The following is a 24,884-nucleotide window of genomic DNA, read 5'->3' as shown; positions in this document are numbered from 1 at the left end:
AGTCGGTCTGTATCGAGGGACTGAGCGCCGTATGAAGGAGACAGTAGGTCGAAAAAGAAAAACGTAAGCCGGTGGCTTATGACAGGTCCCACCCCTTCGCGCAAGCGCCTTGGCGAGCATGGCTTACGCCTGCTGCTCGTCCGCCTGCGCGGGGGCACTGGTTGGCAGGATCACCGTGAAACTTGCGCCCTTGCCCAGTTCCGATTCCACCCGCAGCCGCCCGCGGTGCCGGTTGACGATATGTTTCACGATCGCCAGCCCCAGCCCGGTGCCCCCCAACTGGCGCGAGCGGTGGCTGTCGGCGCGGTAGAACCGTTCGGTCAGGCGCGGCAAGTGGCGCGGATCAATGCCCGGGCCCTGATCGGTCACCTGCACCCGCGCGGCGGGCGCGCGCAGGGCCGGGTCGCGCTCGGCCACGCTCAGGGCCACGGTCACCCGCCCGCCGGTGCCGCCATATTTGATCGCGTTCTCGATCAGATTGGTGAACACTTGGCGCAGTTGGTCGGCATCGCCGGGCAGCGTCACCTCGCCCTCGGGGAAATTCTTCACAAAAGCCACATTGGCGGTTTCCCCCAACGGGCGCAGGGAATTCAGCACCGATGTCAGCAGCCCGGTCAGGTTCACCGGCTCGCGCGGGCGCACGCGCTCCTCGCTTTCGACCCTGCTGAGGGACAGCAGATCGCCCACCAGCCGGTTCATCCGGCTTGCCTCGGCGTCCATGATCGCCAGAAACCGCTCGCGTGCGGCCTCGTCCTTGCTAGCGGCGCCGCGCAGGGTTTCGATGAATCCCATCAGCGCGGTCAGCGGCGTGCGCAGCTCGTGGCTGACGTTGGCGACAAAATCGCGCCGCATCTGGCCCGCCTGATGCAGGTGGGTCGTGTCCTGAAAGCTCAGCATGATGCCGCCCAGGGCCTCGACCGCGCGGCAGGTGACTTCGTAGATGATATCATGCGCGCCGTCGTTCGTCTGGTATTCCGCCTTGCGCGGACGCCGGTCGGCCAGCGCGCCTTCGATGGTGTCGATCATCTCGGGCCGGCGCAGGATGGCGGTGAAATGGCGCCCCACAATGCCCTGCCCCAGCAAGGTCAGTGCGTCCGCATTCGCCTCGGCGATACGCTGGTTGGTGTCGATGACAATGGCGGGAAGCGGCACGGCGGCCAGAATATCGGAAATCTGCGCCGTTGCCATTTTCGGCCTATCCTTCAGCAGCACGGGCGGCGGCCACGGCATCTGTCATGATCTGCAACAACGCATCCGGGTCTTCCAACCCGACCGAGACGCGAAAGAACCCCTCGGATATGCCAAGCGCCGCGCGCCGGTCCGGGGTCAATGCGCGATGCGAGGATGAGGCCGGATGCGACAGCGTTGTGCCCACATCGCCCAGCGTCGGGGCAAAACTCAGCCCATCTGCCGCCTTCGTGAAGGCATTGGCGGAGGCCCGCCCACCCGTCAACTCGAAGCTGACCATATTACAGCCCTGATCGCCCAAAAGCTGAACCGCGCGCGCATGGTCGGGGTGATCGGCGCGCATCGGGTACAGCACACGCTTCACGCCATCGAGCCCCGCCAGATGATCGGCCAGCCGCGCCGCCGTTTCTTGCGAGCGGTCAAAGCGCAGGTCGAACGACAGCATCCCCCGTTCCGCCAGCCAGCAATCGAACGGGCTGGCCGTCAGCCCAGCCGTCACGCCGAACACGCGCAGCCTGTCGTTCAGCGCGGGATCACGCGCAACGGCATAGCCCAGCATCACATCTGAATGCCCGGCCAGCAGTTTCGTCACCGAATGGATCACTATGTCAGCGCCATGGTCAAACGGGCGGAACGCGCGCGGCGTGGTAAACGTGTTATCGATCACCAGAAGCGCGCCGCTTTCTTTGGCCAGTGCGGCAATGCCCGCAATATCGGCCACCCGCAGCGTCGGGTTCGACACCACCTCGACCAGGATCATCTTCGTCTCGGGGCGGATCGCGGCGCGCATCGCGTCCACGTCACAGGGATCGGCCAGAGATGTGTCGATCCCCAGGCGCGGCAGATCCTCGGCCATCATCCGCAGCGACCGCCCGTACAGCTGGTTGCCACCCAGAACGTGATCGCCCTGTTTCAGCAGGCCCAGCAGCACCGCCGACACCGCCGACATGCCCGACCCGGTGACGATGCCGCCGCTTGCGCCTTCCATCTCGTCCAGCCGCGCGGCCACCACATCGCCATTGGGATGCCCCTCGCGCGAATAGGTATAGCCGAACACCCGGCCTTCGTACTGGTCATCCAGCGCATCGGGCGTGTCGCTGGCATAGACGACCGAGGGCGACAGCGGCGTGACAACCGGGCGGCTGGCACTGCCGGGCAGCGGATGGGGCCGCACCAGCGACCCGCGCGAATTCTTCATTCTTCGATTTCTCTCATCTCGTCGCGGAAGCGGCGCATGTTGTCCTGATAATGCAGCGAGCCGGAAATCATCCGCTGCAGCGCCTTTTCATCGACCTCGCGCACCACCTTGCCCGGCGCACCCATAACCAGCGAGTTGTCGGGAATTTCCTTGTTCTCGGTCACCAGCGCCCCGGCCCCGATCAGGCAGTTCCTGCCGATCTTCGCGCCATTCAGAATGGTTGCGCCCATGCCCACCAGCGTGTTGTCACCAATGGTGCATCCATGCAGCATCACCTTGTGCCCGATGGTACAGTTTTCCCCGATGGTCAGCGGAAACCCGGCGTCGATATGCATCACGCAGTTTTCCTGCACGTTGCTGCCTTTGCCGATCAGGATGATTTCATGGTCGGCGCGGATCGTGGTGCCGAACCAGACCGAGGATCCCTCCTCCATCACCACCTGCCCGATCAGGTTGGCATCGGGGGCGACCCATGTGTCGGGGTGCAACTGCGGGCGATGGGTGCCAAGGGCGTAAAGCGGCATCAGAGATCCTCGAATTCGGATTGCAGGGCGCGCACATGGTCCGTCAACCCCGGCTGTTGCAGGCGGCGCAGGCGCGTCGCCGTGACAATGGTTTTCAGATGCGCCTCGGTGGCGTCAAGATCGTCGTTCACCAGCACGAAATCATACCCGTCCCAGTGGCTGATTTCGTCCCAACTCCGCTGCATCCGCCGCGCTATGGTGTCGGCATCGTCCTGCGCGCGCGATTCCAGCCGCCGGCGCAATTCGCCAATCGACGGCGGCAGCAGGAAGATCGACAGCGTATGCGCGCCAAGGGCCGAGTTGCGGATTTGTTGCGCGCCCTGCCAGTCGATATCGAACAGCACATCGCGGCCTTCGTCGATGGCGGCCTGCACCGGCGCCTTGGGCGAGCCGTAGAAGTTGCCGAACACATGGGCGTGTTCCAGCATCCCGCCATTGGCCACCTGCGCCTTGAACGCGGATTCGCTGGTGAAATGGTAATCGGCGCCGTCCACCTCTCCGGGGCGCGGCGCGCGGGTGGTGGCGCTGACCGAGAACACGATGTCGCTGTCCCAGTCGCGCAACCTGCGGGCGAGCGTCGATTTCCCCGCCCCCGAAGGCGAGCTGAGGATGATCAGCAGCCCCCGGCGGGCCGCGCCTTGCGCATTATTCGACATTCTGAACCTGCTCGCGCATCTGGTCGATCACCGCCTTCAGCTCCAGCCCCAGCGCCGTCAACTCGCGGTGCTGCGATTTGGAACAGAGCGTATTCGCCTCTCGGTTGAATTCCTGCGTCAGGAAATCCAGCTTGCGCCCGATCGGTCCGCCCGTTTCCACCAACTCTCGCGCAGCGGCGACATGGGCCACCAGCCGGTCGATTTCCTCGGTCACGTCCGATTTCACCGCGATCATCGCCAGTTCCTGCGCTACGCGGTCCGGGTCGGCGCTTTGCCCGCTGCCCATTACCCTCGCCAGGTTGGCCTGCAACGCCTCGGCCATCGCGGCGCGGCGGCCCTCGACCAGGGCGGCGGCCTGCGTGGTCAGGGTTTCGATTTGGTCGATCTGGCCGCGCAGCACCCCCTCAAGCGCCGCGCCTTCCGACTCGCGCATCTCAAGGAAACGCGCCACCAGGTCGGGAAACTCGCGCTTCAACTGCGCGACCAGCGGGCCTGCATCATCCGAACCGCTTGAGACATCCAGCATCCCACGCACACCCAGCAGATCGGCGGCGCGCGAGGGCGCCAGCGTCATGCCCCGGCGCAGCGCCTCGGCCTCGATCTCGGCCAGCGCATCCAGAACTGTGTTCATGGTCGACGGGTTCAGCGCGATCCGGCCTTCGTCGCCATCGCGCGTCACGCGCAGCCCCAGCGTCACGCTGCCCCGGCTCAGCGCCTTGCCCAGATCGGCCCGCAATGCGGCTTCCAGCCCGTCCAGCCAGTCGGGCACCCGCAGGCGCAGATCAAGCCCCTTGGCGTTGACGCTGCGCAACTCCCACGTCCAACTGTGCTGACCCAGGCCACCCGTGCCCGAAGCGAATGCCGTCATCGACCGTATCATGAAACTCCGCGCCTGTTGCCTGCCCCGCTCCTCTGGCGGGTGGGCGCAGATAACGTCAAACCGGCAACCGGGGCAACCCTGACAGCCACCGGCAAACCGTTAACCATTTCGAAACCTAATGCTCCAAATTTGAAACGATTCGATATACATTAAGACTTAGGTAACCAATTCATCTTTTAATAACAGGTGCGGGCAGCGTGGATGCCGGGGACTTCCCCAGCACCTGCCAGCTGTCAGGAGTTCTGATCGTGGACACCGAAATCAAAGCGGCACAGCCGCCGGCCGACAAGATCGTCGAGCTAGGCAAGTTTCGCCCCAACCACAGCCTGTCGCCGCTACGGCAGGCCGAGGCCTATTGGACAGCCCTACGCAACGGCGGCGGCATTCCCTACCGCACCCAGATTGACCCGCGCGGGTTGGAAAACCTGCTGGAATACGCCTTTATCCTTGAACGGATCGCGCCGGAAATCGCCCGCTTCCGACTAGCCGGGCAACATCTGATCCAACTTGCCGGAATGGAAGTGCGCGGCATGCCCGCCAGCGCCCTGTTCACCCCCGCGGCCCGCAACAGCCTGGGCGAAGTGATGCGCCGCACCTTCGACGGCCCCAGCGTTACCGAACTCAGCCTCTGCTCAGAGGCCCGCCGTGGCCGCAGCCAGTTCGACGCCAACGTGATCCTGTTGCCGCTGAAAAGCGACCTTGGCGATATCAGCCGCTGCCTTGGCGTGCTGGTCTCGAACGCCCCCGCCCCGACCGTGCCCTGCCGGTTCGACATCACCCACGCCGCCCACCGCGAGATCAGCGGCTTGCGCTATGACACCCCCGAAGCGCCCAAAACCACTAGCAAAGCCCCGGGTTTCGCCGACCCCCAACGCCCCTTGGTCCGCCCCGAGCGCAAACGCCCCTACCTGTGGCTGGTGAAGTCGTAGAGCTATCGCACGTACAGGTATCGCGCGACGGCAAGGAGTGGTCCCCGCTACTTTTGTGAGGCTAGAATTTTAACAACGACAACCCGTTGGCTTGGATTATCCTCTTCTGTCGTGGATCCAGGGGCTTCGCCACGTGTCTTGGGATCAACAAAGGTATTCTTGCGATCGATATCCGGTATTGCCTGTAAAAATTTTGCAAAATTTGTTGCCCGCCGCAATCCTAACCCTTTATTGTGAAGTTCCGTCCCGCGAGAATCTGCGTAGCCGGTGATTGTAGCCTCTTCAACGGTATATTTCTTCAAAATGGCCGAAATCTTTTTCTCAAACTCCAAAGGATACAGCACACCTTTCGGCTTCTTTGCTTTTTTATCAATTTGCGTGAACTGATCTTTGTCAGTCAGATATGGGCCGACCGTGTAATTAAATGAAATCTTTTTCTTCACTCCTTTCTTTGGTTCTTCTACTTCATATAGGAACTTCATGGAAATAGTTTTTTTCTTTTTTTGAAGAAGTGGCGGGCTGGATGTCATTTTTACAGATAATTGAACTTCACCTTTCTTCATGAAAGGCACAATTTCGCCAGTTTCGAAGGAAAGCTTGTGCTTCGAAAGCTTTTCGATCTGTGGTGCGCCTGCTGCCTCCCAATTCCCTGCCTCGTCCAGCTTCATATACCACCGCACTGAAAAGGAAGGATCCGAAAATGGCCTGGGATGCTTTCCTTTTGCTTTTGCATCGCAAATGAACCCCTTAATGCCGATAGCAAAGTCACATGGCGCCAAAACCTTTCCAAGCTTGACGGTTCCGCTTGAGGCGGCGATATTTTTCTTCACCAGCTCCTTTGACCCACGCTTCATTACCAGAACGGCATTAAAATATGGCGTGTACGTGTTCGTTCTAAGCCCCACCAGAAATCCTCCAATATAGAAAGTTATGTCGCCAAAATTTAACCTATTAAGGAGTCACTTCATTTTGCGCCAGTCAATGTGTGTGCCTCAAATCACTGACCTCATCATGATGCAGCGACTTTCCATTTCGATCAAGCGACCCTGCCCACAAAGCTTGTTCTTTGACATGCGCCAGGCGATCATCCATAGCAACTTTTGCGTGTCCCGGCGTAGTTCGGTACAACAAGTGTTGGTCATTACGTGGCTCGGCACCGACGATGACCGCTTGCATTTTGCCTCACAGGTTAGCGCACTTGCGAGTGTACGCTTTTGCCGAAAAAAAAGGCGCCCCCACAGGGACGCCTCTTTCTCAACCTCTCCCCAAACTCACCCCGCGGCGCGGTCGCGGCGGGCTTCGCGGAGGGAGGTGAGTTCTTCGGCCACCAGGAACGCCAGTTCCAGCGATTGCGAGGCGTTCAGGCGGGGGTCGCAGGCGGTGTGATAGCGGTCTGACAGGTCTTCGTCGGTGACTTCGCGCACGCCTCCGGTGCATTCGGTCACGTCTTGCCCGGTCATCTCGAAATGCACGCCGCCCGGGATGGTGCCTTCGTCGCGGTGCACGGCAAAGAATTCGCGCACCTCGCGCAGGACCGAGTCGAACGGACGCGTCTTGAAGCCCGAGGACGACTTGATCGTGTTGCCATGCATCGGATCGCAGACCCAGACCACCTCGGCCCCTTCCTCGCGGACGGTGCGGATCAGGCGCGGCAGATGTTCCGCCACCTTGCCCGCGCCGAAGCGCGCGATCAGGGTCAGGCGGCCCTGTTCGTTCTTGGGGTTCAGCCGCTTCATCAGCACCTTCAGATCCTCGGGCGTCATCGAGGGGCCGCATTTCAGCCCGATCGGGTTCTGCACACCCCGGCAATATTCCACATGCGCGCCGTCGGGCTGGCGCGTGCGGTCGCCGATCCAGATCATGTGGCCCGAGCCCGCCAGCCAGTTGCCGCTGGTGGTGTCGACACGGGTCAGCGCCTCTTCGTATTCCAGCAGCAGCGCCTCGTGGCTTGTATAATAATCCACCGATTGCAGGGTATGAGCGGTGTCCTGCGTGACGCCGGCGGCCGACATGAAATCAAGCGCGTCGGTGATGCGGTTCGCCATTTCGCGATAGCGGTCGGCCTTGCCGCTTTCGGTGAATCCCAGTGTCCAGGCGTGGACCTGGTGCACATCGGCATAGCCCCCCGTCGAAAACGCGCGGATCAGGTTCAGCGTCGCCGCCGCCTGGGTGTAGGCCTGCAACATGCGGTCCGGGTCGGGAATGCGCGCCTCGGGCGTGAAGGCCAGATCGTTGATGATGTCGCCGCGGTAGCTGGGCAGTTCCACGCCATCCACGGTTTCCGTCGGCGCGCTGCGCGGTTTTGCGAACTGGCCCGCCATGCGCCCAACCTTGATCACCGGCACCTTGGCGGCGAAGGTCAGCACCATCGCCATCTGCAGCATCACCTTGAAGGTGTCGCGGATCGCATCGGCGCTGAACTGGTCAAAGGCTTCGGCGCAATCGCCCCCCTGCAGCACAAAGGCCTCGCCCCGCGCGGCCGCGCCCAGCTCGCGTTTCAGCCGCCGCGCCTCGCCCGCGAACACCAGCGGGGGGTACTTCGACAGCTTCGCTTCCACATTCGCCAGCTTGTCTGCGTCCGTATAGTCAGGCATCTGGATCCGGGGTTTGTTCCGCCATTCCGATTTCGACCAGTCGCCCATGTCCTCAGCCCCTGTGTTAATGAATGAGCAAACCTTATACAAAAGCGCCCGCTCCCTGACCATATCAGAAATGCGACCACTTGACGTCGCTCCAAACCTCTGAGCAATGTGACGCCGCGACAAGCCGTCCGCGTGCGGGTTTGTCACACGCGAAGGAAAAGCCATGAAAGAACAACGTAAAGTTGTCGAGCCAGCCAAACCGCCTGTAAAACCGCGGATGTTTATCTTCGTCCTGCTGGAAAAATTCACCATGCTCAGTTTTGCCTCGGCGGTGGAATGCCTGCGCATCGCCAACCGCATGTCGGGGCACGATCTGTACGCCTGGCAGCTGGTTAGCGAAGGCGGCGGGCCGGTCACCTGTTCGGCGGGCAGCACCTTTCAGGTCGATCGCGATCTGGAAGAGCTGAGCCGCGACGATTCGATCATCGTCTGCGGCGGGCTGACCATTCAGGATGTGTCGACCAAGCGGGTTCTGGGCTGGCTCCGCCGCGAGGCGCGCAAGGGCGCGCTGGTCGGCGGGCTTTGCACCGCGTCTTACACACTGGCCCGCGCCGGGCTGCTGGACGGCAAACGCGCGACGATCCATTGGGAAAACGCCGACAGCTTCGCCGAGGAATTCGACGAGGTGACGTTGACGAAATCGGTCTTCGTGGTGGATGGCAACCGGGTCACCACCGCCGGTGGCACGTCGTCGATTGACCTGATGTTGAAGATCATTGCCGACGATCACGGCTCGGACCTTGCCAATGCCGTGGCCGACCAGCTGATCTATTCCTCGATCCGCACCGATCAGGACACCCAGCGCCTGTCTGTGCCAACCCGTATCGGGGTGCGCCATCCCAAGCTGAGCCAGGTCATCCAGATGATGGAGGCCAATATCGAGGAACCGATCAGCCCCGCCATTCTGGCCCGCGACGTGGGCATGTCGACCCGTCAGCTGGAGCGGTTGTTCCGCCGATACCTCAACCGCTCGCCCAAGCGGTATTACATGGAGCTTCGGTTGCAGAAGGCGCGCAACCTTTTGATGCAGACGGATATGAGCGTGATCAACGTGGCACTGGCCTGCGGCTTTGCCTCGCCCTCGCATTTCTCGAAATGCTACCGCGCGCATTACGACACGACGCCTTACCGTGAGCGTGGCAGCCAGGCGGCGCGGCTGTCGATTTAGGGCGCGCGGTCGGGGCGGGAGGAGTCAGAACTTTCCCAACACCTTGTCGACATTGCTGTTGAGCGTGAAGTTGATGACGACAAGGCTGTCGCCGCGATTGTGCAGCAGCGCGTAGTAATAGATGTACCCAACGCCCTCGTCCCAGTAGATCCGCATTTCCTGACCGAACCCGCTGCCAAGGTCGATCTGCTTGGTTACTGCGCCATTGCTGAAATCGCGGGGATAGATCGCCCGGAACCGCTGGTCGGCGCCTTGCAACTGTTCGGGTGTGTATTCATCGCGCCCGCCCAGCACCTGGATCAGCTCGATGAACCGGCGGCCCATCACGCGGCTGTCGACGAAGCGGGCGTAGTCTTCGTAGCTGGCAAAAACGGAATCCCGCTCTTGGGCGGGGGCAAGTGTGGGCAATATCAGGAGGAGGAGCAGGCAGAGAATACGCATTGGAAAACCTCGGGTCATCAAATTGAGTTCACGGCTATCTTAGCGCAGGCGCCTTGCGTTGCCACGGATTTCGAAACCTTACCTGCGGCCTTACCCAAGCCGAAGGCATCTTACCCACGGGTAAGGCGGTACACCGCGCCCTGCCCGACCGAGATGAACCAGATCGCGCCATCCGGGCCCTCGGCCAGATCGCGCACACGGGCGGTTTGCGTGCCTTCGATCTGTTCAACCTCGGTCAGGGGGCTGCCGGACAGCCGGGCGATATAGTCGAACTTCAGCGACCCGACAAAGGTGTCGCCTTCCCATTCCGGGAACATCTTGCCCGAATGCACGATCAGCCCCGAGGGTGCGATAGAGGGATCCCAGTAGAATTCGGGCTGCTCCATGCCGTCTTTCGCAGTGCCCTCGCCGATCTTCGCCCCGGAATAATGCACGCCATAGGAAATCACCGGCCAGCCGAAGTTCGCGCCCTTCTTCGGACGGTTCACTTCGTCCCCGCCACGCGCGCCATGTTCGGCGATCACCAGTTTGCCGGCGCCGTCCAGCCCCGCGCCCTGAATGTTGCGATGCCCGTACGACCAGATTTCCGGCAAGGCACCATTGGTTTCAGTAAAGGGATTGTCGCGCGGCACGCTGCCATCCCGATTGATCCGGATGACGCTGCCATTATGGCTGCCCAGATCCTGAGAGGACGGCCTGTCACCGCGTTCGCCCAGCGTCAGGAACAGTGTACCATCCTCGGCTTCAACAACCCGGCTGCCGAAATGCCGGCCCGCACTGCTGACCGGGCTGGCGGCGAAGATGCGGCGCAGATTTTCCAGCCGTGAGCCATCGTCGGACAGCCGCGCCACGGCCAGCGCGGTGCTGCCACCGCCCTGCTGCGGGTGCGCGTAGGTCAGAAAGATCTCTCGGCTCTGGTCGAAATCGCGGGCAATGGTAACATCCAGCAACCCACCCTGACCGTTCGCCCAGACCTCCGGCGCCCCGTCCACGGCTTGCGCCTGCCCGTCCTGCACCAGCAACAGGCGCCCGGTGCGTTCGGTCACCAGAAAGCCACCTTTTGGCAGCAGGCCAATGGCCCAGGGTTCCGACAGGCCTGACACCATTTCCGTTGCCGTCAGCTCTCCGACAGAGGTGTCCAGAGCCGCAACCGGCCCCGAAAACAGGCCCGCAATCACCAGCCCGCGCGCGATATTACCTGCAAAAATCATGTTTCTTCCCCGATACATGCGCCAGACATTCAATCTAGCGCCCATCGGATGCCCGGCAAACGCCGGAACCGCGCAAAAGGCACAGTGACCTGACTGGAAGGCACTTTTCTTTTTGTTTTTCCCCGCCTAGGTTTTGGTTTGAACGTAAATGTTCCAACAAGGGAGTACCTTCATGAAAAAGCTTCTTCTTGCCTCGGCTGCCGTTGCGCTGACCGGTACGGCGGGTCTGGCCGACGATGTCAAACTGGGCATCCTGTTCGGCTTTACCGGGCCGATCGAATCGCTGGCCGGCCCGATGGCATCGGGTGCCGAGCTTGCGATCAAGGAAGTGAACGACAGTGGCGCCTTCATGGATGGCGCGACCGTCACGCCGATGCGCGCGGATTCGGGCTGCATCGACAATGGCCTTGCGACCTCGAACGCGGAACGCCTGATCGCGGACGGCATTGCCGGGCTGATCGGTGGCGACTGTTCCGGTGTGACCGGCGCCGTGCTGCAGAACGTGGCGATCCCGAACGGGATGGTGATGATTTCGCCCTCGGCCACCTCGCCGGGCCTGTCGACCGTCGAAGACAACGATCTGTTCTTCCGCACCGCACCGTCGGACGCGCGCGAAGGCCAGGTGATGACCGAAGTGCTGCAGGACCGCGGCATCAAGTCGATCGCGCTGACCTACACCAACAACGACTACGGCAAGGGTCTGGCCGATGCGATCAAATCGAACTTCGAAGCCGCGGGCGGCGAAGTGACGATCTATGCCGCGCATGAAGACGGCAAGGCCGACTATTCCGCCGAAGTGGGCGCGCTGGCCTCGGCCGGTGGCGACATTCTGGTCGTCGCGGGATACCTTGACCAAGGCGGTCTGGGCATCATCCGCTCGGCGCTGGATTCGGGCGCGTTCGACACCTTCGGTCTGCCCGGCGGCATGATCGGGGAAAGCCTGCCCACCAACGTTGGCCCCGATCTTGACGGATCTTTTGGCCAGATCGCGGGCACCGAAGGCGACGGCATCGACCGGCTGGTCGAAATGGCGGGCAGCGATTTCGACGCGACCTCGCCCTATACGCCGGAAAGCTATGACGCGGCGGCGCTGTTCATGTTCGCCATGCAGGCGGCCAAATCGACCGATCCGGCGGCCTACGGCCCGAAGATCCTTGAAGTGGCCAATGCGCCCGGCGAAAAAATCTATCCCGGCGAGCTGGCCAAGGGCCTGCAGATCATCGCCGACGGTGGTGACATCGATTACGTCGGCGCCTCGGCGGTTGAACTGATCGGACCGGGCGAAAGCGCGGGCACCTATCGCGAGATCGAGGTGAAGGACGGCAAGAACGAAACCGTCAAGATCCGCTGATCCAAACATGACATCGGACGGCCCGGCGCAGGAGATCTGCGCCGGGCTGTCTCAATCAACACAAGGGCTGCACCAAAGCGGCCGACAGGGGGTGCGATGATCGTCGTCGAAGACGTGCACAAGCACTTTGGCGGTTTCCATGCCGTCGACGGGGCCACGCTGACGATCCGCGAAGGGTCAATCACCGGGCTGATCGGCCCGAACGGGGCCGGAAAAACCACGCTTTTCAACGTGATCGCCGGGGTTCTTGAACCGACTTCCGGGCGCGTCACGATGGGCGGAGAGGACATCACCGGCCTGCCGCCGCATGATCTGTTCCACAAGGGGCTGCTGCGCACCTTCCAGATCGCGCATGAGTTTTCCTCGATGAGTTGCCGCGAGAACCTGATGATGGTGCCGGGTGCGCAATCGGGCGAAACCCTGTGGAACACCTGGTTCGGACGCAGGCGCATCGCCGACGAGGAACGCGCGCTGAAGGCCAAGGCCGACGAAGTGCTGGAGTTCCTGACCATCGAACACCTCGCCGATCACAAGGCTGGGCAGATTTCAGGCGGGCAGAAGAAGCTGCTGGAGCTGGGGCGCACCATGATGGTGGATGCGCGCATCGTGTTTCTGGACGAGGTGGGCGCCGGGGTGAACCGGACGCTGCTGAACACCATCGGCGACGCGATCCTGCGGCTGAACGCCGAGCGCGGGTACACCTTTGTGGTGATCGAGCATGACATGGATTTCATCGACCGCCTGTGCGACCCGGTGATCTGCATGGCCGAGGGCAAGGTCTTGGCCGAGGGCACGCTGGCCGAGATCAAGGCGAATGAGCAGGTGATCGAGGCCTATCTGGGCACCGGGTTGAAGAACAAGGGCCTGGTACAGGGCGATACGGTGGGCGCATGAGGCCGGCGGTTTCTGGGGGCTCTGCCCCCCTCCCTGCGGGAGTCCCCCGGGATATTTTTGGCCCAAAGAAGCTGGGGGCCAGCCTTCAGGCGGTGGCGCCGGGCCTTGACGAAGGGATGTGATGATGTCGAACCCCTATCACGATGACCGGGGCAACAAGGATGCCTCGATTACCCGGCGCGGGGGCGCGGGCGAGATACCCTATCGTAAGGGCGGGCCGGCGGTGAAATCCGAGGCGAAGAGTGCCTTTCTGATCGGCGAGACGATGACGGGCGGCTATGGCAAGGGGCCCGACATCCTGCACGACTGCACCATTGCCGTGGATCCGGGCGAGATTGCCGTGATCGTGGGGCCCAATGGGGCGGGCAAGTCCACCGCGATGAAGGCTGTCTTCGGGATGCTGGATCTGCGCGGCGGGCATGTGTTGCTGGATGGCGAGGACATCAGCGCGCTGACGCCGCAGGACCGGGTGGCCAAGGGCATGGGGTTCGTGCCGCAGACCAACAACATCTTCACCTCGATGAGCGTGGAAGAGAACCTTGAGATGGGCGCGTTCATTCGGCGCGACGATTTCCGCGATACGATGGCGCAGGTCTATGACCTGTTCCCGATCCTGAAGGAAAAGCGGCTGCAGGCGGCGGGCGAGCTGTCGGGCGGGCAGCGCCAGCAGGTGGCCGTGGGGCGCGCGCTGATGACCAAGCCCAAGGTTCTGATGCTGGACGAGCCGACCGCCGGGGTCAGCCCGATCGTGATGGACGAGCTGTTCGACCGGATCATCGAGGTGTCGCGGACCGGCATCCCGATCCTGATGGTGGAACAGAACGCCCGTCAGGCGCTGGAGATCGCCGACAAGGGCTATGTGCTGGTGCAGGGACGCAATGCCCATACCGGCACCGGCAAGGACCTGCTGGCGGATGACGAGGTTCGGCGGAGTTTTCTGGGCGGATGAGGCGCGCGGGAAAAATGACAGCAGGATTTGGCGCGGCGGTGCTGATGCTGGCCGCAAGTGCAGCCACGGCGGCCGGGCCCTATCGCTGCACGCTGACAAAGGGCTGTGGCACCTCGGATTGCGGCAGCGATGCGCCGATCGAGGCCGTGCTGACACCCACGCGCGAAGGCTGGGCGCTTGAGAGCGCATCGGACATCGCGGGCACATTCGCCGAGATCATGGGCGACGGCGAGGCCCGGCATTTCGTGTCGGTCGATATTGACGAGGACGCGAACGCCGTCGCACTGCTGAGCCTGTTCGAGGGCGGCGCGGCCTTTCTATCCATTCACGGCACCTTCTTGGCGCCGTCTGCCGGAACCTATTCCGGCCAATGCACGCGGGAGACAAGCTGATGGAGCTTTTGAACGCCATCGTCGCGTTGACGAATTACGTGCTGATCCCGGGCATGGCCTATGGCAGCCAGCTGGCGCTGGGCGCGCTGGGGGTGACGCTGATTTACGGGATCCTGCGGTTTTCGAACTTTGCCCATGGCGACACCATGGCCTTTGGTGCGATGATCACCATCCTTGTGACCTGGGGCTTTCAGGCCTCGGGGATTTCGCTCGGGGTGCTGCCGACCGCGCTGCTGGCGCTGCCCTTTGGCATCGCGGGTACGGCGCTGCTGCTGGTGGCGACCGACCGGGTGGTTTACCGGTTCTACCGCGAGCAGAAGGCCAAGCCGGTGATCCTTGTGATCGTGTCGCTGGGTGTGATGTTCATCATGAACGGGATCGTGCGGTTCATCATCGGGCCGGACGATCAGAATTTCGCTGACGGGGCGCGCTTCATCATTTCGGCGCGGGATTTCAAGGCCTGGTCGGGGCTGGACGAGGGGTTGGCGCTGCGCACCAGCCAGGCGTTGACGGTGGTGACGGCGGTGATTGTCGTGGCGCTGCTGTTCTGGTTCCTGAACCGCACGCGCACCGGGAAATCCATGCGCGCCTATTCCGACAACGAGGATCTGGCGCTGCTTTCGGGCATCAACCCCGAGCGTGTCGTGACCTATACCTGGCTGATCGTGGCAGGGCTGACCACGGTGGCGGGCGTGCTGTACGGGTTGGACAAATCCTTCAAGCCTTTCACCTATTTCCAGCTGCTTCTGCCGATCTTTGCCGCCGCCATCGTGGGGGGGCTGGGCAATCCGCTGGGGGCCATCGCGGGCGGCTTCGTGATCGCCTTCAGCGAGGTGACTATCACCTATGCGTGGAAAAAGGTGCTGGGCTACCTGCTGCCCGACTCGCTTGAGCCTTCGAGCCTGGTTCAGCTTCTCAGCACGGATTACAAATTCGCCGTGTCCTTTGTCATTTTGCTGATCGTGCTGCTGTTCAAGCCGACCGGCCTGTTCCGGGGGAAATCGGTATGAGCGAGACCATGCGCAATGTGATGCTGTTTGCCATCGTCGCGGTGCTGATCGTGGGGTCCGGGTTCCTGCAAAGCTGGAACACTGCGCTGCTGATCCTGAACATGGGGCTGATTTCGGCGATCATGGCGATTGGCGTGAACCTGCAATGGGGGTTTGCCGGGCTGTTCAACGTGGGGATCATGGGGTTTGTCGCACTGGGCGGGCTGGCCACGGTTCTGGTGTCGATGCAGCCGGTTCCCGATGCCTGGTCGGCGGGCGGCATGGGCGTGTTGCTTGGGCTGCTGCTGGGCGCGGCGACCATCGTGGCGACCGTGCAGGTCTACAAACGGATGCCGCGCGGGGCTATGCGCAGCCTGGCCGTCCTTGCCATCCTGATCGTGGGGTTCTTTGTCTACCGGGGTGTGCTGGATCCGGGTGTGGATGCCGTCGAACAGGTCAACCCCGCGCTTGAGGGGTATCTGGGCGGGCTGGGCCTGCCGGTGCTGGTGGCCTGGCCGGTGGGCGGGCTGCTGGCGGCGGGGGCGGCCTGGCTGATCGGCAAGACCGCGCTTGGCCTGCGCTCGGACTACCTGGCGATTGCGACGCTGGGCATTGCCGAGATCATCATTGCGATCCTGAAGAACGAGGATTGGCTGAGCCGGGGCGTGAAGAACGTCGTCGGGATCCCGCGTCCGATGGCCTATGAGATTGATTTGCAAGGCGACCCCAGCTTCGTGGAACGGGCGGCCTCGCTTGGGCTGGACCCGGTCGAAGCCTCGACGCTTTATGTGAAGCTGATCTATGCGGCGCTGTTCCTGGTGGTGCTTCTGGTGATCCTGTGGATGTCGCAGATGGCGCTGAAGAGCCCGTGGGGCCGGATGATGCGCGCCATTCGCGACAACGAAGTTGCCGCCGAGGCGATGGGAAAGGACGTGACCCGCCGCCATCTGCAAATCTTTGTGCTGGGCAGCGCCGTCTGCGGGCTGGCGGGGGCGATGCTGACCACGCTGGACGGGCAGTTGACGCCGGGCACCTACCAGCCGCTGCGCTTTACCTTCCTGGTCTGGGTGATGGTGATCGTCGGCGGATCGGGCAACAACTTCGGCGCGGTGCTGGGCGGCTTCCTGATATGGTTCCTGTGGGTGCAGGTTGAACCGATGGGCATCTGGCTGATGCAGACCGTGACCTCGGGGATGGCGGATGGCTACTGGCTGAAGGATCACCTGATGGACAGCGCGGCGCATATGCGGCTGTTCACCATGGGGCTGGTTCTGCTGCTGGTGCTGCGGTTCAGCCCGCGCGGGCTGATCCCGGAAAAGTGAGCGGGATGGTTTGACTTACCCGACGGATGCTGGTGGGGTCTGGTCAGACCCGTAGCAGCCCGGTTGACCCGTGTACTTTTCCACGCCCCCGCCCCCCGATGATGGGCCGATCCAATCCCGCGACCCCGAGGCCGAGCGTGTCCAGCGGCGCGGGTTTCTGGGGCGGTTGCTGCGCGGGATCCTGCTGGGCGCGGCGCTGGCCGGGGTGCTGGGGGCGCTGTTCGTGCTCTACCCCATCGACCGGCGCGTGTTTCAGGCGGCGCTGACGCAACCTCTTGTCATCTTTCGTAAATCCGGTGACCGGCTGGAGATGATCGCCTGCATCTGCGACACCACGCTGCGGCAGGACGAGGTGCCGCAGGTCGTGCGGGATGCGCTGATCGCGACCGAGGATCGACGGTTCAATTACCACTTTGGCGTCGATCCGCTGTCGTTTGGCAAGGCGCTTCTGACGGGGGGCGACCGGGGTGGCAGTACGCTGGCGATGCAGCTGGCCAAGAACACGATGACAGGCGCGTCTGGCAGCATCAGCCGCAAGTTCGCCGAGCTGTTTCTGGCGACTCGCATCTCGCTGACCCACAGCAAGCAGGACGTGGTGCGGCTGTATCTAAGCCGGGTGAATTTCGGGCGTGCGCGCGGGGTGCCGGTGATCGGGCTGCGGGATGCGGCGCGAACCTATTTCGGCAAGCCGCCGGCGCGGCTGACGCTGGCCGAGGCGGCCGTGCTGGTGGGCATGATCAACGCGCCCACACTTCTGAACCCGGTGCGCCACCCCGAAGCCAGCGCGCGGCGCGCCGCTCTGGTCATTACGCGAATGCGCAATCAGGGGCTGCTGCCCGAGGGGACCGACCCCGATATTGCCGCCGCCCTGCCCGCCGATTACGCCGCACTGCCCCGGCGCGACCGATACATCGAAGATCAGGTGATGCGCGAAGTGGCGGCGATTGCCGGGAGCCTGCCGAACGGGCTGCACCATGCACTGACCACCATCGACCCGCTGGCGCAGGATCAGGCGCAGCGCATCGCCCGGGCAGAGGCCGCCGATTACACCGGCCGCCGCGTGGCGCGTGTGGGGCTGATCACGCTGGATGCGCGGGGGCGGATACTGGCGATGGTGGGCGGGCTGGATCACGCGCAATCGAACTGGAACCTTGCAATTCAGGCGCGGCGGCAGGCGGCCTCGACCGCCAAGATCTCCACCTACCTTGCCGCGCTGGAGCGCGGGTGGAGCGCGACGGACATCCTGCGCGACGATCCAAGGGCGCTGCAGGGCAAGTTTCAGCCGCGCAACGTCGATGGCCGCTATCTGGGCGATATCGCGATGGGCGATTGCCTGCGTCAGAGCCGCAATGTCTGTACCATGTGGCTGGCCGAACAGGTCGGGCTGGAGCGTGTCGCCGAAATGGCCGGGCGGCTGGGGCTGACAGATGGAACCGAGCCGGGCAGCGCCGTTGTGCTGGGCGCGGCAGAAACGACCATGGCGGCCAATGCGGGCGCGTTCCTTGTGTTGGCGAACGGAGGCTATCTGCGGCAGGCGCATCTGCTGCGCGCGGTGCTGGGGCAGAATGGTAGGGTGCTGTACCAGCCGCCTGAGGTGGAAACCGACACCGTTGTGAACCCGCGTGCCATCGCCGCCATGCGTGCCATGCTGGCCGAAGTCACCGCGCCCGGCGGCACCGGCGATGCCGCGCGGTTCGACAAAAGCGCGGTGTTCGGCAAGACCGGCACCAGCCAGGAAAACCGCGATGCCTGGTTCGTGGGTTTCCCCGAGCATGGTATCGTCACCGCCGTCTGGGCCGGCCCGCGCGAAGGCGGCACCATGCGGGCCGTGGGCGGCGGCGATCTGCCGGCCGAGATTTTCGCCCGCTACAACCGCAATTTGGTCGAACGATTCCAGGGCTATGTGCGGGGCTGGCCGCCTGAGGGCGACAGCCTGTGGCGCGACGTGAACCGGCCCTAGCGGCCTTTGAACAGCCCACCCAGAATCCCGCGCACGATGCGCCGCCCGGTGGTGCCTTTCAGTTCCTTGATGACAGCCTCGGTCATGGCCGACCCAAACGTGTCGCGCTCGGCACCCACCCGGCGCGAGGTGGACCGCGTGACGCGCGTCCCGCTATAGCGCCGCCCGGCGCTGTATTCGCGCTGTGCCGCCTCGGCCTGTTCTTCCTGCGCCTCGGCCTGTTCGGCGGCTTCGGCCGCCTTGGCCGCCCGTTCCGTCAGGATTTCATAGGCCGAGCGGCGATCCAGCGGCGTGTCGTATTTCCCGGCCATGTCCGATGTCGCAAGGATCGCCCGGCGCTGATCTTCGGAAATCGGGCCAAGCTGCGACGAGGGCGGTCGGATCAGCGTGCGTTCCACGATCCCCGGCGCGCCCTTCTTCATCAGCATCGAGGTCACCGCCTCGCCCACGCCGACATCGCGGATCGCATCCTCGGTCGAAAAGCGCGGGTTCGGGCGATAGGTTTCCGCCGCAAGCCGCAGGTTCTTCTGATCGCGCGCGGTAAAGGCGCGCAGCGCGTGCTGGATGCGGTTGCCGAGCTGGCCCAGAATATCCTCGGGGATGTCGGCGGGGCTTTGCGTGACAAAGTAAACGCCCACGCCCTTGGACCGGATCAGCCGCGCGACCTGTTCCACCTTGTCCACCAGCGCCTTGGGCGCGCCGTCGAACAGCAGATGCGCCTCGTCAAAGAAGAACACCAGCTTGGGCTTGTCCGGGTCGCCCACCTCGGGCAGTTCCTCGAACAGCTCGCTCAGCAGCCAGAGCAGGAAGGTGGCATAAAGCCCCGGCGCGCCCATCAGCTTGTCCGCGGCGAGGATGTTGACCCGCCCGCGCCCATCACGGTCACAGCGCATCATGTCGGCCAGATCCAGCGCCGGCTCGCCAAACAGCTGCGTGCCGCCCTGGTTTTCCAGCACCAGCAGACGGCGCTGAATCGCCCCGATCGACGAGACCGAGACATTGCCATAGCGCAGCGACAGATCGGCCCGGTTTTCGCCGATCCACACCAGCAGCGATTGCAGATCGCGCAGATCGAGCAGCGGCAGCCCGTCTTCGTCGGCAACCCGGAAGGCGATGTTCAGGATGCCTTCCTGCGCCTCGGTCAGATCCAGCAGACGGGCCAGCAACAGCGGCCCCATCTCGGCCACGGTGGTGCGCACCGGATGCCCCTGCGCGCCGAAGAGATCCCAGAAGGTGACGGGAAAGGCGGCATAGGCGAAATCGTCAAACCCGATGGTCCGGGCCCGGCTGGTGAATGCATCGTGCAGCTTGGCCTCGGCGCTGCCGGCGCGGGCAAGGCCCGACAGGTCGCCTTTCACGTCGGACAGGAACACCGGCACCCCGGCGGCGCTGAAGCCTTCGGCAAGAATTTGCAGAGTCACCGTTTTGCCTGTGCCCGTGGCCCCGGCGATCAGCCCGTGACGATTGGCATAATCCAGCGCAAGCCCTTGCTTTTCGCCGTAATCCGGCCCGCCGCCACCAAGGAAAATCTTGCCGTCCATCACCTGTTCCCCCGAAATTCCGGGCTTGAACATACTCGCTTAACGTTTCGATGCCATAGTGATTTCTGCCCGCCTCTGATCCTTTCGGCGGTTGGGCACTTCCTCCCTGTCAGACTGGCCGTACCTTCGGGTACGGCCTTTTTTCCGTGGTGTGCCAAATAGTTGAGCACATGAAAGAAGGGTTTAAAGAATCGCTTTTATTGCTGTTGACCGTTGCGAAACCTTTTCGTAACGTTTGGACAATTACTAAGTCGGCCAGTCCGACGGGGAGATACAAATAGTCGGGGGGCCTCAACGGTCCCCCGATTTGTTTTCAGGCGCACCGAACCCGGCAGAAATTCGCTGGCCCGGGCCCACCGGCTGGCCCCCGCCGATGCCCGCACTGCCCGCAGGAATGGCGATAACGCGCTGACATGACCGGGCGGACGTGCTAGAGAACGCGGCAACGAACAAACTACAGGTACCCTATGTTAAAACATCTCACGCCCCTGTCTCTGCTTGCCGTTCTTGCTCTGTCAGCTCCGGCCCTGGCCCAGCAAACCGACACGGAACAACCCTCCGAAGCCCCGGCAGACACGGCTGCACCGGCCGCTGACTCTGCATCGGGCGAAGATCAACTGGATCTTGGCCGCTCTGTCGACGACGGGGAACTGGCTATGGGCGATCGCTATTCCAAGCAAAAGTTCGATGACTGGGATCTGGCCTGTATCAAGACCGAGGGCGAAACCGATCCCTGCTCGCTTCTGCAGATTCTGACCGATGAAGCTGGCAACCCGATCGCGGAGTATTCGCTGTTCCGGATCGCCGATGGCCAGCAGGCCGTCGCCGGCGCCACGATCATCGTGCCGTTGGAAACGCTGCTGCCGGCGCAGCTGACCATTGCCATCGATTCGAACCCGGGCAAACGCTATGGCTATTCGTTCTGTAACCCCATCGGTTGTATCGCCCAGATCGGCCTGACCGAAGAAGACGTGACCGCGATGAAACGCGGCAGCACTGCCAAGATCAGCCTGCGCCCGGCACCGGCCCCCGATCAGGTGGTCGAGCTTGAGATGTCTCTCAAGGGCTTTACGGCCGGCTACAACGAAGTCGACGTCGTATCGCGTTGAGGCCGCCGCTATTTGAAATGAAAACGCGCCTTCCAGTTCGGAGGGCGCGTTTTTTTGATCTTTTCATCTATAGAAAGAGGGGGCTCTGCCCCCGCCGCCCTTCGGGCGACTCCCCCGGGATATTTTCAGCCCAAAGAATTTGCGAAACGGCCCTGCTTCTTTGGGCAATAAATATCCCCGCCGGAGGCTCGCGCGTCAGCGCGACTTTCAGGGCTATCGGCCCTCGAACACTGGGGGACGTTTTTCCATGAAGGCCACGACACCCTCCTGAAAGTCGCGGCTTTTGCCGCATTGGCCTTGCAGGTGGGCCTCAATCGCGAGTTGTTCGGACAGGCCGGTTTCAAAGCTGGCCCGGATCGCTTGCTTGACGCCGGCGAAGGCGCCGGTTGGTCCGTTGGCAAGAAAGGCGGCGCGTTTGCGCCATGTCTCTTCAAAGGCTTCATCGGGCACGGCCTCCCAGATCATGCCCCAGTCGTCGGCCTGGCGGGCGCTGATCTTGTCGGCGAAGAGCGCCGCGCCCATTGCCTTGGCCATGCCCATCTGGCGCGGCAGGAACCAAGTGCCGCCCGCATCCGGGATCAGCCCGATCCGGGTGAAGGCCTGCAGGAAATAGGCGGACTCGGTAGCGATCACGACATCGGCGCAAAGCGCGAGGTTGGCGCCGGCTCCGGCGGCCGGGCCGTTCACGGCGGCTATGGTGGGCACGGGGCAATCATAAATTGCTTCGAGCATGGGCATATATTCGTCACGTAGGGTGCGCTCGAGGTCGATCTTGGTTGCGTCACCGCCATCGCCCAGATCCTGCCCGGTACAGAACGCCCGGCCCGCGCCCGTCATCACGATGACACGGGCCTCTTTGGCGGCCGCGCGCATAGCATGGCCGATTTCGGCCCGCATCTGCGCGGTAAGCGCGTTCATCTTATCGGCGCGGTTCAGAGTAAGGACGGCAATGCCATCCGTGATGTCGAGCGTGATCGTGTCGTAATCCATCGGGCGCCTCTTTCCGTTAGGGTTTGCGCAACCATACGCCCGCCGACCGCTGAGGAAAGCCGAAACGGCGCGTCACTTTTCTAGAATCTGCCGCAATCTGGCTTCTTCTTCCGAGGTCAGGCCTTTGGGTTGCGCCGCGCTGCTGGCCCGGCCGCGCAGGTAGATCGCGGCCCCGCCGCCCGCGAGGAGGAGCATCAGTGGCCCGGCGGCCCAGAGCAACCAATTGGCGCCACCCGTGGTGGGACGCAACAGCACGTACTCGCCGAAACGGTCAACGATATAGTCAACTGCCTGCGTATCGCTGTCCCCTGCTACCAGCCGTTCGCGCAGCAGGATACGAAGATCGCGGGCCAGATCGGCGTTGCTTTCATCGATGGATTCATTTCGGCAGACCAGACAGCGCAGGCCCTTGCTGATCTCGCGCGCGCGCTGTTCCAGAGCCGGATCCTCCAGCACCTCGTCGGGCTGGACGGCCCAAGCAGGCGTGGCCAGCAGCGCCAGCGCGAGGAGGCAGGCGCGGATCATTCGGCGGGAACCGCTCTGGCCCGGCGCGCGCCAGCCGCCACGCGGAAACGCCTGTCGGACAGCGAGATCAGCCCGCCAAGCGCCATCAGCATGCAGCCGCCCCAGATCCAGTTTGCCAGCGGTTTGATATAGGTGCGCACCACCCATCCGCCGTCATTCTGCTGATCGCCGATCACGACATAGACATCGCGCAGCAGGCGATAATCGATCGCGGCCTCTGTCGTGGGCATGCGCGCAACGGGGTACATGCGTTTTTCGGGATGCAGTTCGGCCAGCATCCGACCGTCCTGAGCCAGATCGACCGTGGCACGGGTGGCGATGTAATTCGGACCTTCAAAGTTTTCGACGCCCTGCAGGGTCAGCGTGTAGGCACCCACCGTGAACGGCTGGCCCGGCTGGGCGACACGAATGTCCTCTTGCTGCCAGGCCATGAGTCCGGCGATGGCGAAGAAGGTGACGCCCAGACCGGCATGTGCGGTAACGCGCCCCCAATCGGCCCCCGGAAGGCGCAGCAGGCGCAATGGCGTGCGGCCCGCGCGGATCCACAGATCAAGCGCCGCGCCAGCGACCATCCAGGCGCCCAGCAGCAACCCGACCGGCCCCAACAGGCTCCGCCCGGTTTGCAACGTCCAGGCCAAACCGGCCAGCGCAATGGCAAGTACTGCCGCATAGCGCAGAGACCAGAGCGCCCGGCCAATCCGCGCGCGTTTCCAGGGCATCAGGCTGCCCACCGGCAACAGCAGGCCAAGCGCGATCATGAAGGGGGTGAAGGCGGCCTCGAAAAACGGCGGACCGACCGACAGTTTCCGCCCGAACGCCATATCGGCCACCATCGGCCACATGGTTCCGATGAACACCACGAAACAGCCCACCGCCAGCAGCACGTTGTTGGCGACCAGTGCGGTTTCGCGGCTGGCAAGGCCGAATACGCCGCGCGCCTGCATCGCGCTGGCGCGCGCCGCGAAGAGCGTCAGCGCGCCGCCGGTAAAGAAGGCAAGGATCAGCAGGATGAAAACGCCGCGTTCCGGATCGCTGGCGAAGGCGTGTACGCTGGTCAGCAGGCCCGAGCGCACGATGAAGGTGCCGATCAGCGAGAACCCGAAAGCGAGGATCGCCAGCAGGATCGTCCAGCTTTTCAGGCTTTCGCGTTTTTCGGCCACGATTGACGAATGCAACAGACCAACGGCCAGAAGCCACGGCATGAAAGAGGCATTTTCAACAGGATCCCAGAACCAAAAGCCGCCCCAACCCAGTTCGTAATAGGCCCACCATGACCCAAGGGCGATGCCGATGGTCAGGAAGACCCAGGCCAGCAAAGTCCAGGGCCGCACCCAGCGCGCCCAGGCCGCATCGACCCGGCCCTCCAACAGGGCGGCAACGCCGAAGGAGTAGGCCATCGAGAGGCCGACATAGCCGAGATAAAGGAACGGCGGGTGAAAGGCCAACCCGGGATCCTGCAAAAGCGGGTTCAGATCGTTGCCGTCAAACGGCGGGACAGCAAGGCGCAAAAAAGGGTTCGAGGTGAAGAGGATAAACGCGAAGAACGCCACCGCGATGGCGGATTGCACGGCAAGTACGCGCGCACGCAGCGTGTCGGGCAGGTTGCTCCCGAACCACGCGACCATCGCACCGAACAGCGTGACGATCAGCACCCACAACAGCATCGAGCCTTCGTGATTGCCCCATGTTCCGCTGATCTTGTACAGCAACGGCTTGGCCGAATGGCTGTTTTCCACCACCAGCCGCAGCGAGAAATCCGACGTGAGAAAGGCGTACATCAGCGCGCCGAAGGAAAAGGCCGTCAGCAGGAATTGCAAGTTGGCGGCCGGTTCGGCCATGGCCATCCAGCTACGCCGGCCGGTGGTCGCACCGATGTGGGGCACCACCGCTTGGGCGATGGCGACCATGAACGCAAGGATAAGGGCAAAGTGGCCGAGTTCGGTTGTCATGCCTTCTGTATAGGCAGCGGCGCGGCGGCTTTGAAACGGTTTTTGCGCCGCGCAGGCGATCACTTTGTCGCGGGCG

The 24,884-nt window shown here is 63.2% G+C and carries 23 protein-coding genes; 10 read left to right on the top strand and 13 right to left on the bottom strand.

The genetic code is table 11. From position 1 onward, the window contains the following. Window positions 1-123 precede the first annotated feature (123 nt). The 5 genes from FGK64_RS11790 to FGK64_RS11770 are packed head-to-tail and all read right to left on the bottom strand — an operon-like array spanning window position 124 to window position 4,434. Window positions 124-1,188: a sensor histidine kinase gene (locus FGK64_RS11790; protein ID WP_138863975.1), complete on the bottom strand. Its 1,065-nt coding sequence runs from the start codon at window positions 1,186-1,188 to the stop codon at window positions 124-126. Between the two features lie 7 nt (window positions 1,189-1,195). Continuing rightward, the gene (locus FGK64_RS11785) at window positions 1,196-2,386 is read right to left on the bottom strand and encodes a trans-sulfuration enzyme family protein (protein WP_138863974.1); all 1,191 of its coding nucleotides are present in this window, start codon (window positions 2,384-2,386) and stop codon (window positions 1,196-1,198) included. Next, window positions 2,383-2,910, bottom strand: coding sequence for a gamma carbonic anhydrase family protein (locus FGK64_RS11780; protein ID WP_138863973.1), 528 nt, complete (start codon window positions 2,908-2,910; stop codon window positions 2,383-2,385). The genes FGK64_RS11785 and FGK64_RS11780 overlap by 4 nt, the downstream gene beginning before the upstream one ends. Next, on the bottom strand, window positions 2,910-3,566 hold the full coding sequence (gene gmk, locus FGK64_RS11775) for a guanylate kinase (protein ID WP_138863972.1): 657 nt from the start codon (window positions 3,564-3,566) through the stop codon (window positions 2,910-2,912). Before gmk ends, FGK64_RS11780 begins: the two co-directional genes overlap by 1 nt. Then, entirely contained in the window at window positions 3,556-4,434 is an 879-nt protein-coding gene (locus tag FGK64_RS11770; protein ID WP_246057739.1) for a YicC/YloC family endoribonuclease, read from the bottom strand. The genes gmk and FGK64_RS11770 overlap by 11 nt, the downstream gene beginning before the upstream one ends. 260 nt (window positions 4,435-4,694) lie before the next feature. Between FGK64_RS11770 and FGK64_RS11765 the strand changes: the two genes are divergently transcribed. Next, on the top strand, window positions 4,695-5,375 hold the full coding sequence (locus tag FGK64_RS11765; RefSeq protein ID WP_246057738.1) for a PAS domain-containing protein: 681 nt from the start codon (window positions 4,695-4,697) through the stop codon (window positions 5,373-5,375). A gap of 47 nt (window positions 5,376-5,422) precedes the next feature. Here the strand turns inward: FGK64_RS11765 and FGK64_RS11760 are convergent, their stop codons facing one another. Next, entirely contained in the window at window positions 5,423-6,205 is a 783-nt protein-coding gene (locus tag FGK64_RS11760; protein WP_171054048.1) for an OmpA family protein, read from the bottom strand. 441 nt (window positions 6,206-6,646) lie between these two features. Next, window positions 6,647-8,017, bottom strand: a complete 1,371-nt coding sequence (locus tag FGK64_RS11755) for a class II 3-deoxy-7-phosphoheptulonate synthase (protein WP_138863970.1) — start codon at window positions 8,015-8,017, stop codon at window positions 6,647-6,649. Between the two features lie 163 nt (window positions 8,018-8,180). Between FGK64_RS11755 and FGK64_RS11750 the strand changes: the two genes are divergently transcribed. Continuing rightward, on the top strand, window positions 8,181-9,185 hold the full coding sequence (locus FGK64_RS11750) for a GlxA family transcriptional regulator (RefSeq protein ID WP_138863969.1): 1,005 nt from the start codon (window positions 8,181-8,183) through the stop codon (window positions 9,183-9,185). Between the two features lie 24 nt (window positions 9,186-9,209). On the opposite strand, the gene FGK64_RS11745 is transcribed toward FGK64_RS11750, so the two are convergent. Continuing rightward, window positions 9,210-9,626, bottom strand: coding sequence for a hypothetical protein (locus tag FGK64_RS11745; protein ID WP_171054047.1), 417 nt, complete (start codon window positions 9,624-9,626; stop codon window positions 9,210-9,212). A gap of 110 nt (window positions 9,627-9,736) precedes the next feature. After that, a complete protein-coding gene (locus FGK64_RS11740) occupies window positions 9,737-10,837 on the bottom strand; it encodes a PQQ-dependent sugar dehydrogenase (RefSeq protein WP_138863967.1) in 1,101 nt (366 codons plus the stop codon). A gap of 172 nt (window positions 10,838-11,009) precedes the next feature. Between FGK64_RS11740 and FGK64_RS11735 the strand changes: the two genes are divergently transcribed. From FGK64_RS11735 to FGK64_RS11705, 7 genes are all read left to right on the top strand, one after another. Beyond that, a complete protein-coding gene (locus FGK64_RS11735) occupies window positions 11,010-12,188 on the top strand; it encodes an ABC transporter substrate-binding protein (RefSeq protein ID WP_138863966.1) in 1,179 nt (392 codons plus the stop codon). A gap of 96 nt (window positions 12,189-12,284) precedes the next feature. After that, window positions 12,285-13,082, top strand: coding sequence for an ABC transporter ATP-binding protein (locus FGK64_RS11730; RefSeq protein ID WP_138863965.1), 798 nt, complete (start codon window positions 12,285-12,287; stop codon window positions 13,080-13,082). 121 nt (window positions 13,083-13,203) lie between these two features. After that, window positions 13,204-14,031, top strand: coding sequence for an ABC transporter ATP-binding protein (locus tag FGK64_RS11725; protein ID WP_171054046.1), 828 nt, complete (start codon window positions 13,204-13,206; stop codon window positions 14,029-14,031). Window positions 14,032-14,045: 14 nt separating this feature from the next. Further along, entirely contained in the window at window positions 14,046-14,423 is a 378-nt protein-coding gene (locus FGK64_RS11720) for a hypothetical protein (RefSeq protein ID WP_138863963.1), read from the top strand. Further along, window positions 14,423-15,433 carry a branched-chain amino acid ABC transporter permease gene (locus FGK64_RS11715; RefSeq protein ID WP_138863962.1) on the top strand — a complete coding sequence of 337 codons (1,011 nt, stop codon included), beginning with the start codon at window positions 14,423-14,425 and terminating at the stop codon, window positions 15,431-15,433. The genes FGK64_RS11720 and FGK64_RS11715 overlap by 1 nt, the downstream gene beginning before the upstream one ends. After that, on the top strand, window positions 15,430-16,734 hold the full coding sequence (locus FGK64_RS11710) for a branched-chain amino acid ABC transporter permease (protein WP_138863961.1): 1,305 nt from the start codon (window positions 15,430-15,432) through the stop codon (window positions 16,732-16,734). Before FGK64_RS11715 ends, FGK64_RS11710 begins: the two co-directional genes overlap by 4 nt. 70 nt (window positions 16,735-16,804) lie before the next feature. Further along, window positions 16,805-18,694: a transglycosylase domain-containing protein gene (locus FGK64_RS11705; RefSeq protein WP_138863960.1), complete on the top strand. Its 1,890-nt coding sequence runs from the start codon at window positions 16,805-16,807 to the stop codon at window positions 18,692-18,694. Here the strand turns inward: FGK64_RS11705 and FGK64_RS11700 are convergent. After that, on the bottom strand, window positions 18,691-20,235 hold the full coding sequence (locus FGK64_RS11700) for a helicase HerA-like domain-containing protein (protein WP_138864303.1): 1,545 nt from the start codon (window positions 20,233-20,235) through the stop codon (window positions 18,691-18,693). The two genes, FGK64_RS11705 and FGK64_RS11700, sit on opposite strands and share 4 nt — an antisense overlap. Window positions 20,236-20,702: 467 nt before the next feature. On the opposite strand from FGK64_RS11700, the gene FGK64_RS11695 reads away from it, so the two are divergent. Then, on the top strand, window positions 20,703-21,344 hold the full coding sequence (locus FGK64_RS11695) for an invasion associated locus B family protein (protein ID WP_138863959.1): 642 nt from the start codon (window positions 20,703-20,705) through the stop codon (window positions 21,342-21,344). Window positions 21,345-21,557: 213 nt separating this feature from the next. Here the strand turns inward: FGK64_RS11695 and FGK64_RS11690 are convergent, their stop codons facing one another. The 3 genes from FGK64_RS11690 to FGK64_RS11680 all read right to left on the bottom strand — a co-directional run bounded on the left by FGK64_RS11690 (window position 21,558) and on the right by FGK64_RS11680 (window position 24,808). Next, complete coding sequence (locus FGK64_RS11690; RefSeq protein ID WP_138863958.1) at window positions 21,558-22,334, bottom strand: enoyl-CoA hydratase-related protein; 777 nt, start codon at window positions 22,332-22,334, stop codon at window positions 21,558-21,560. Between the two features lie 72 nt (window positions 22,335-22,406). After that, entirely contained in the window at window positions 22,407-22,859 is a 453-nt protein-coding gene (locus FGK64_RS11685; protein WP_138863957.1) for a cytochrome c-type biogenesis protein, read from the bottom strand. Beyond that, window positions 22,856-24,808, bottom strand: a complete 1,953-nt coding sequence (locus FGK64_RS11680; protein WP_138863956.1) for a heme lyase CcmF/NrfE family subunit — start codon at window positions 24,806-24,808, stop codon at window positions 22,856-22,858. The genes FGK64_RS11685 and FGK64_RS11680 overlap by 4 nt, the downstream gene beginning before the upstream one ends. Between the last annotated feature and the right edge of the window lie 76 nt (window positions 24,809-24,884).

Origin of the sequence: Arenibacterium halophilum, from assembly GCF_005938225.1 — a bacterium.
Lineage (GTDB): Bacteria > Pseudomonadota > Alphaproteobacteria > Rhodobacterales > Rhodobacteraceae > Arenibacterium > Arenibacterium halophilum.
This window is presented reverse-complemented; position numbering and strand designations above follow the sequence as displayed.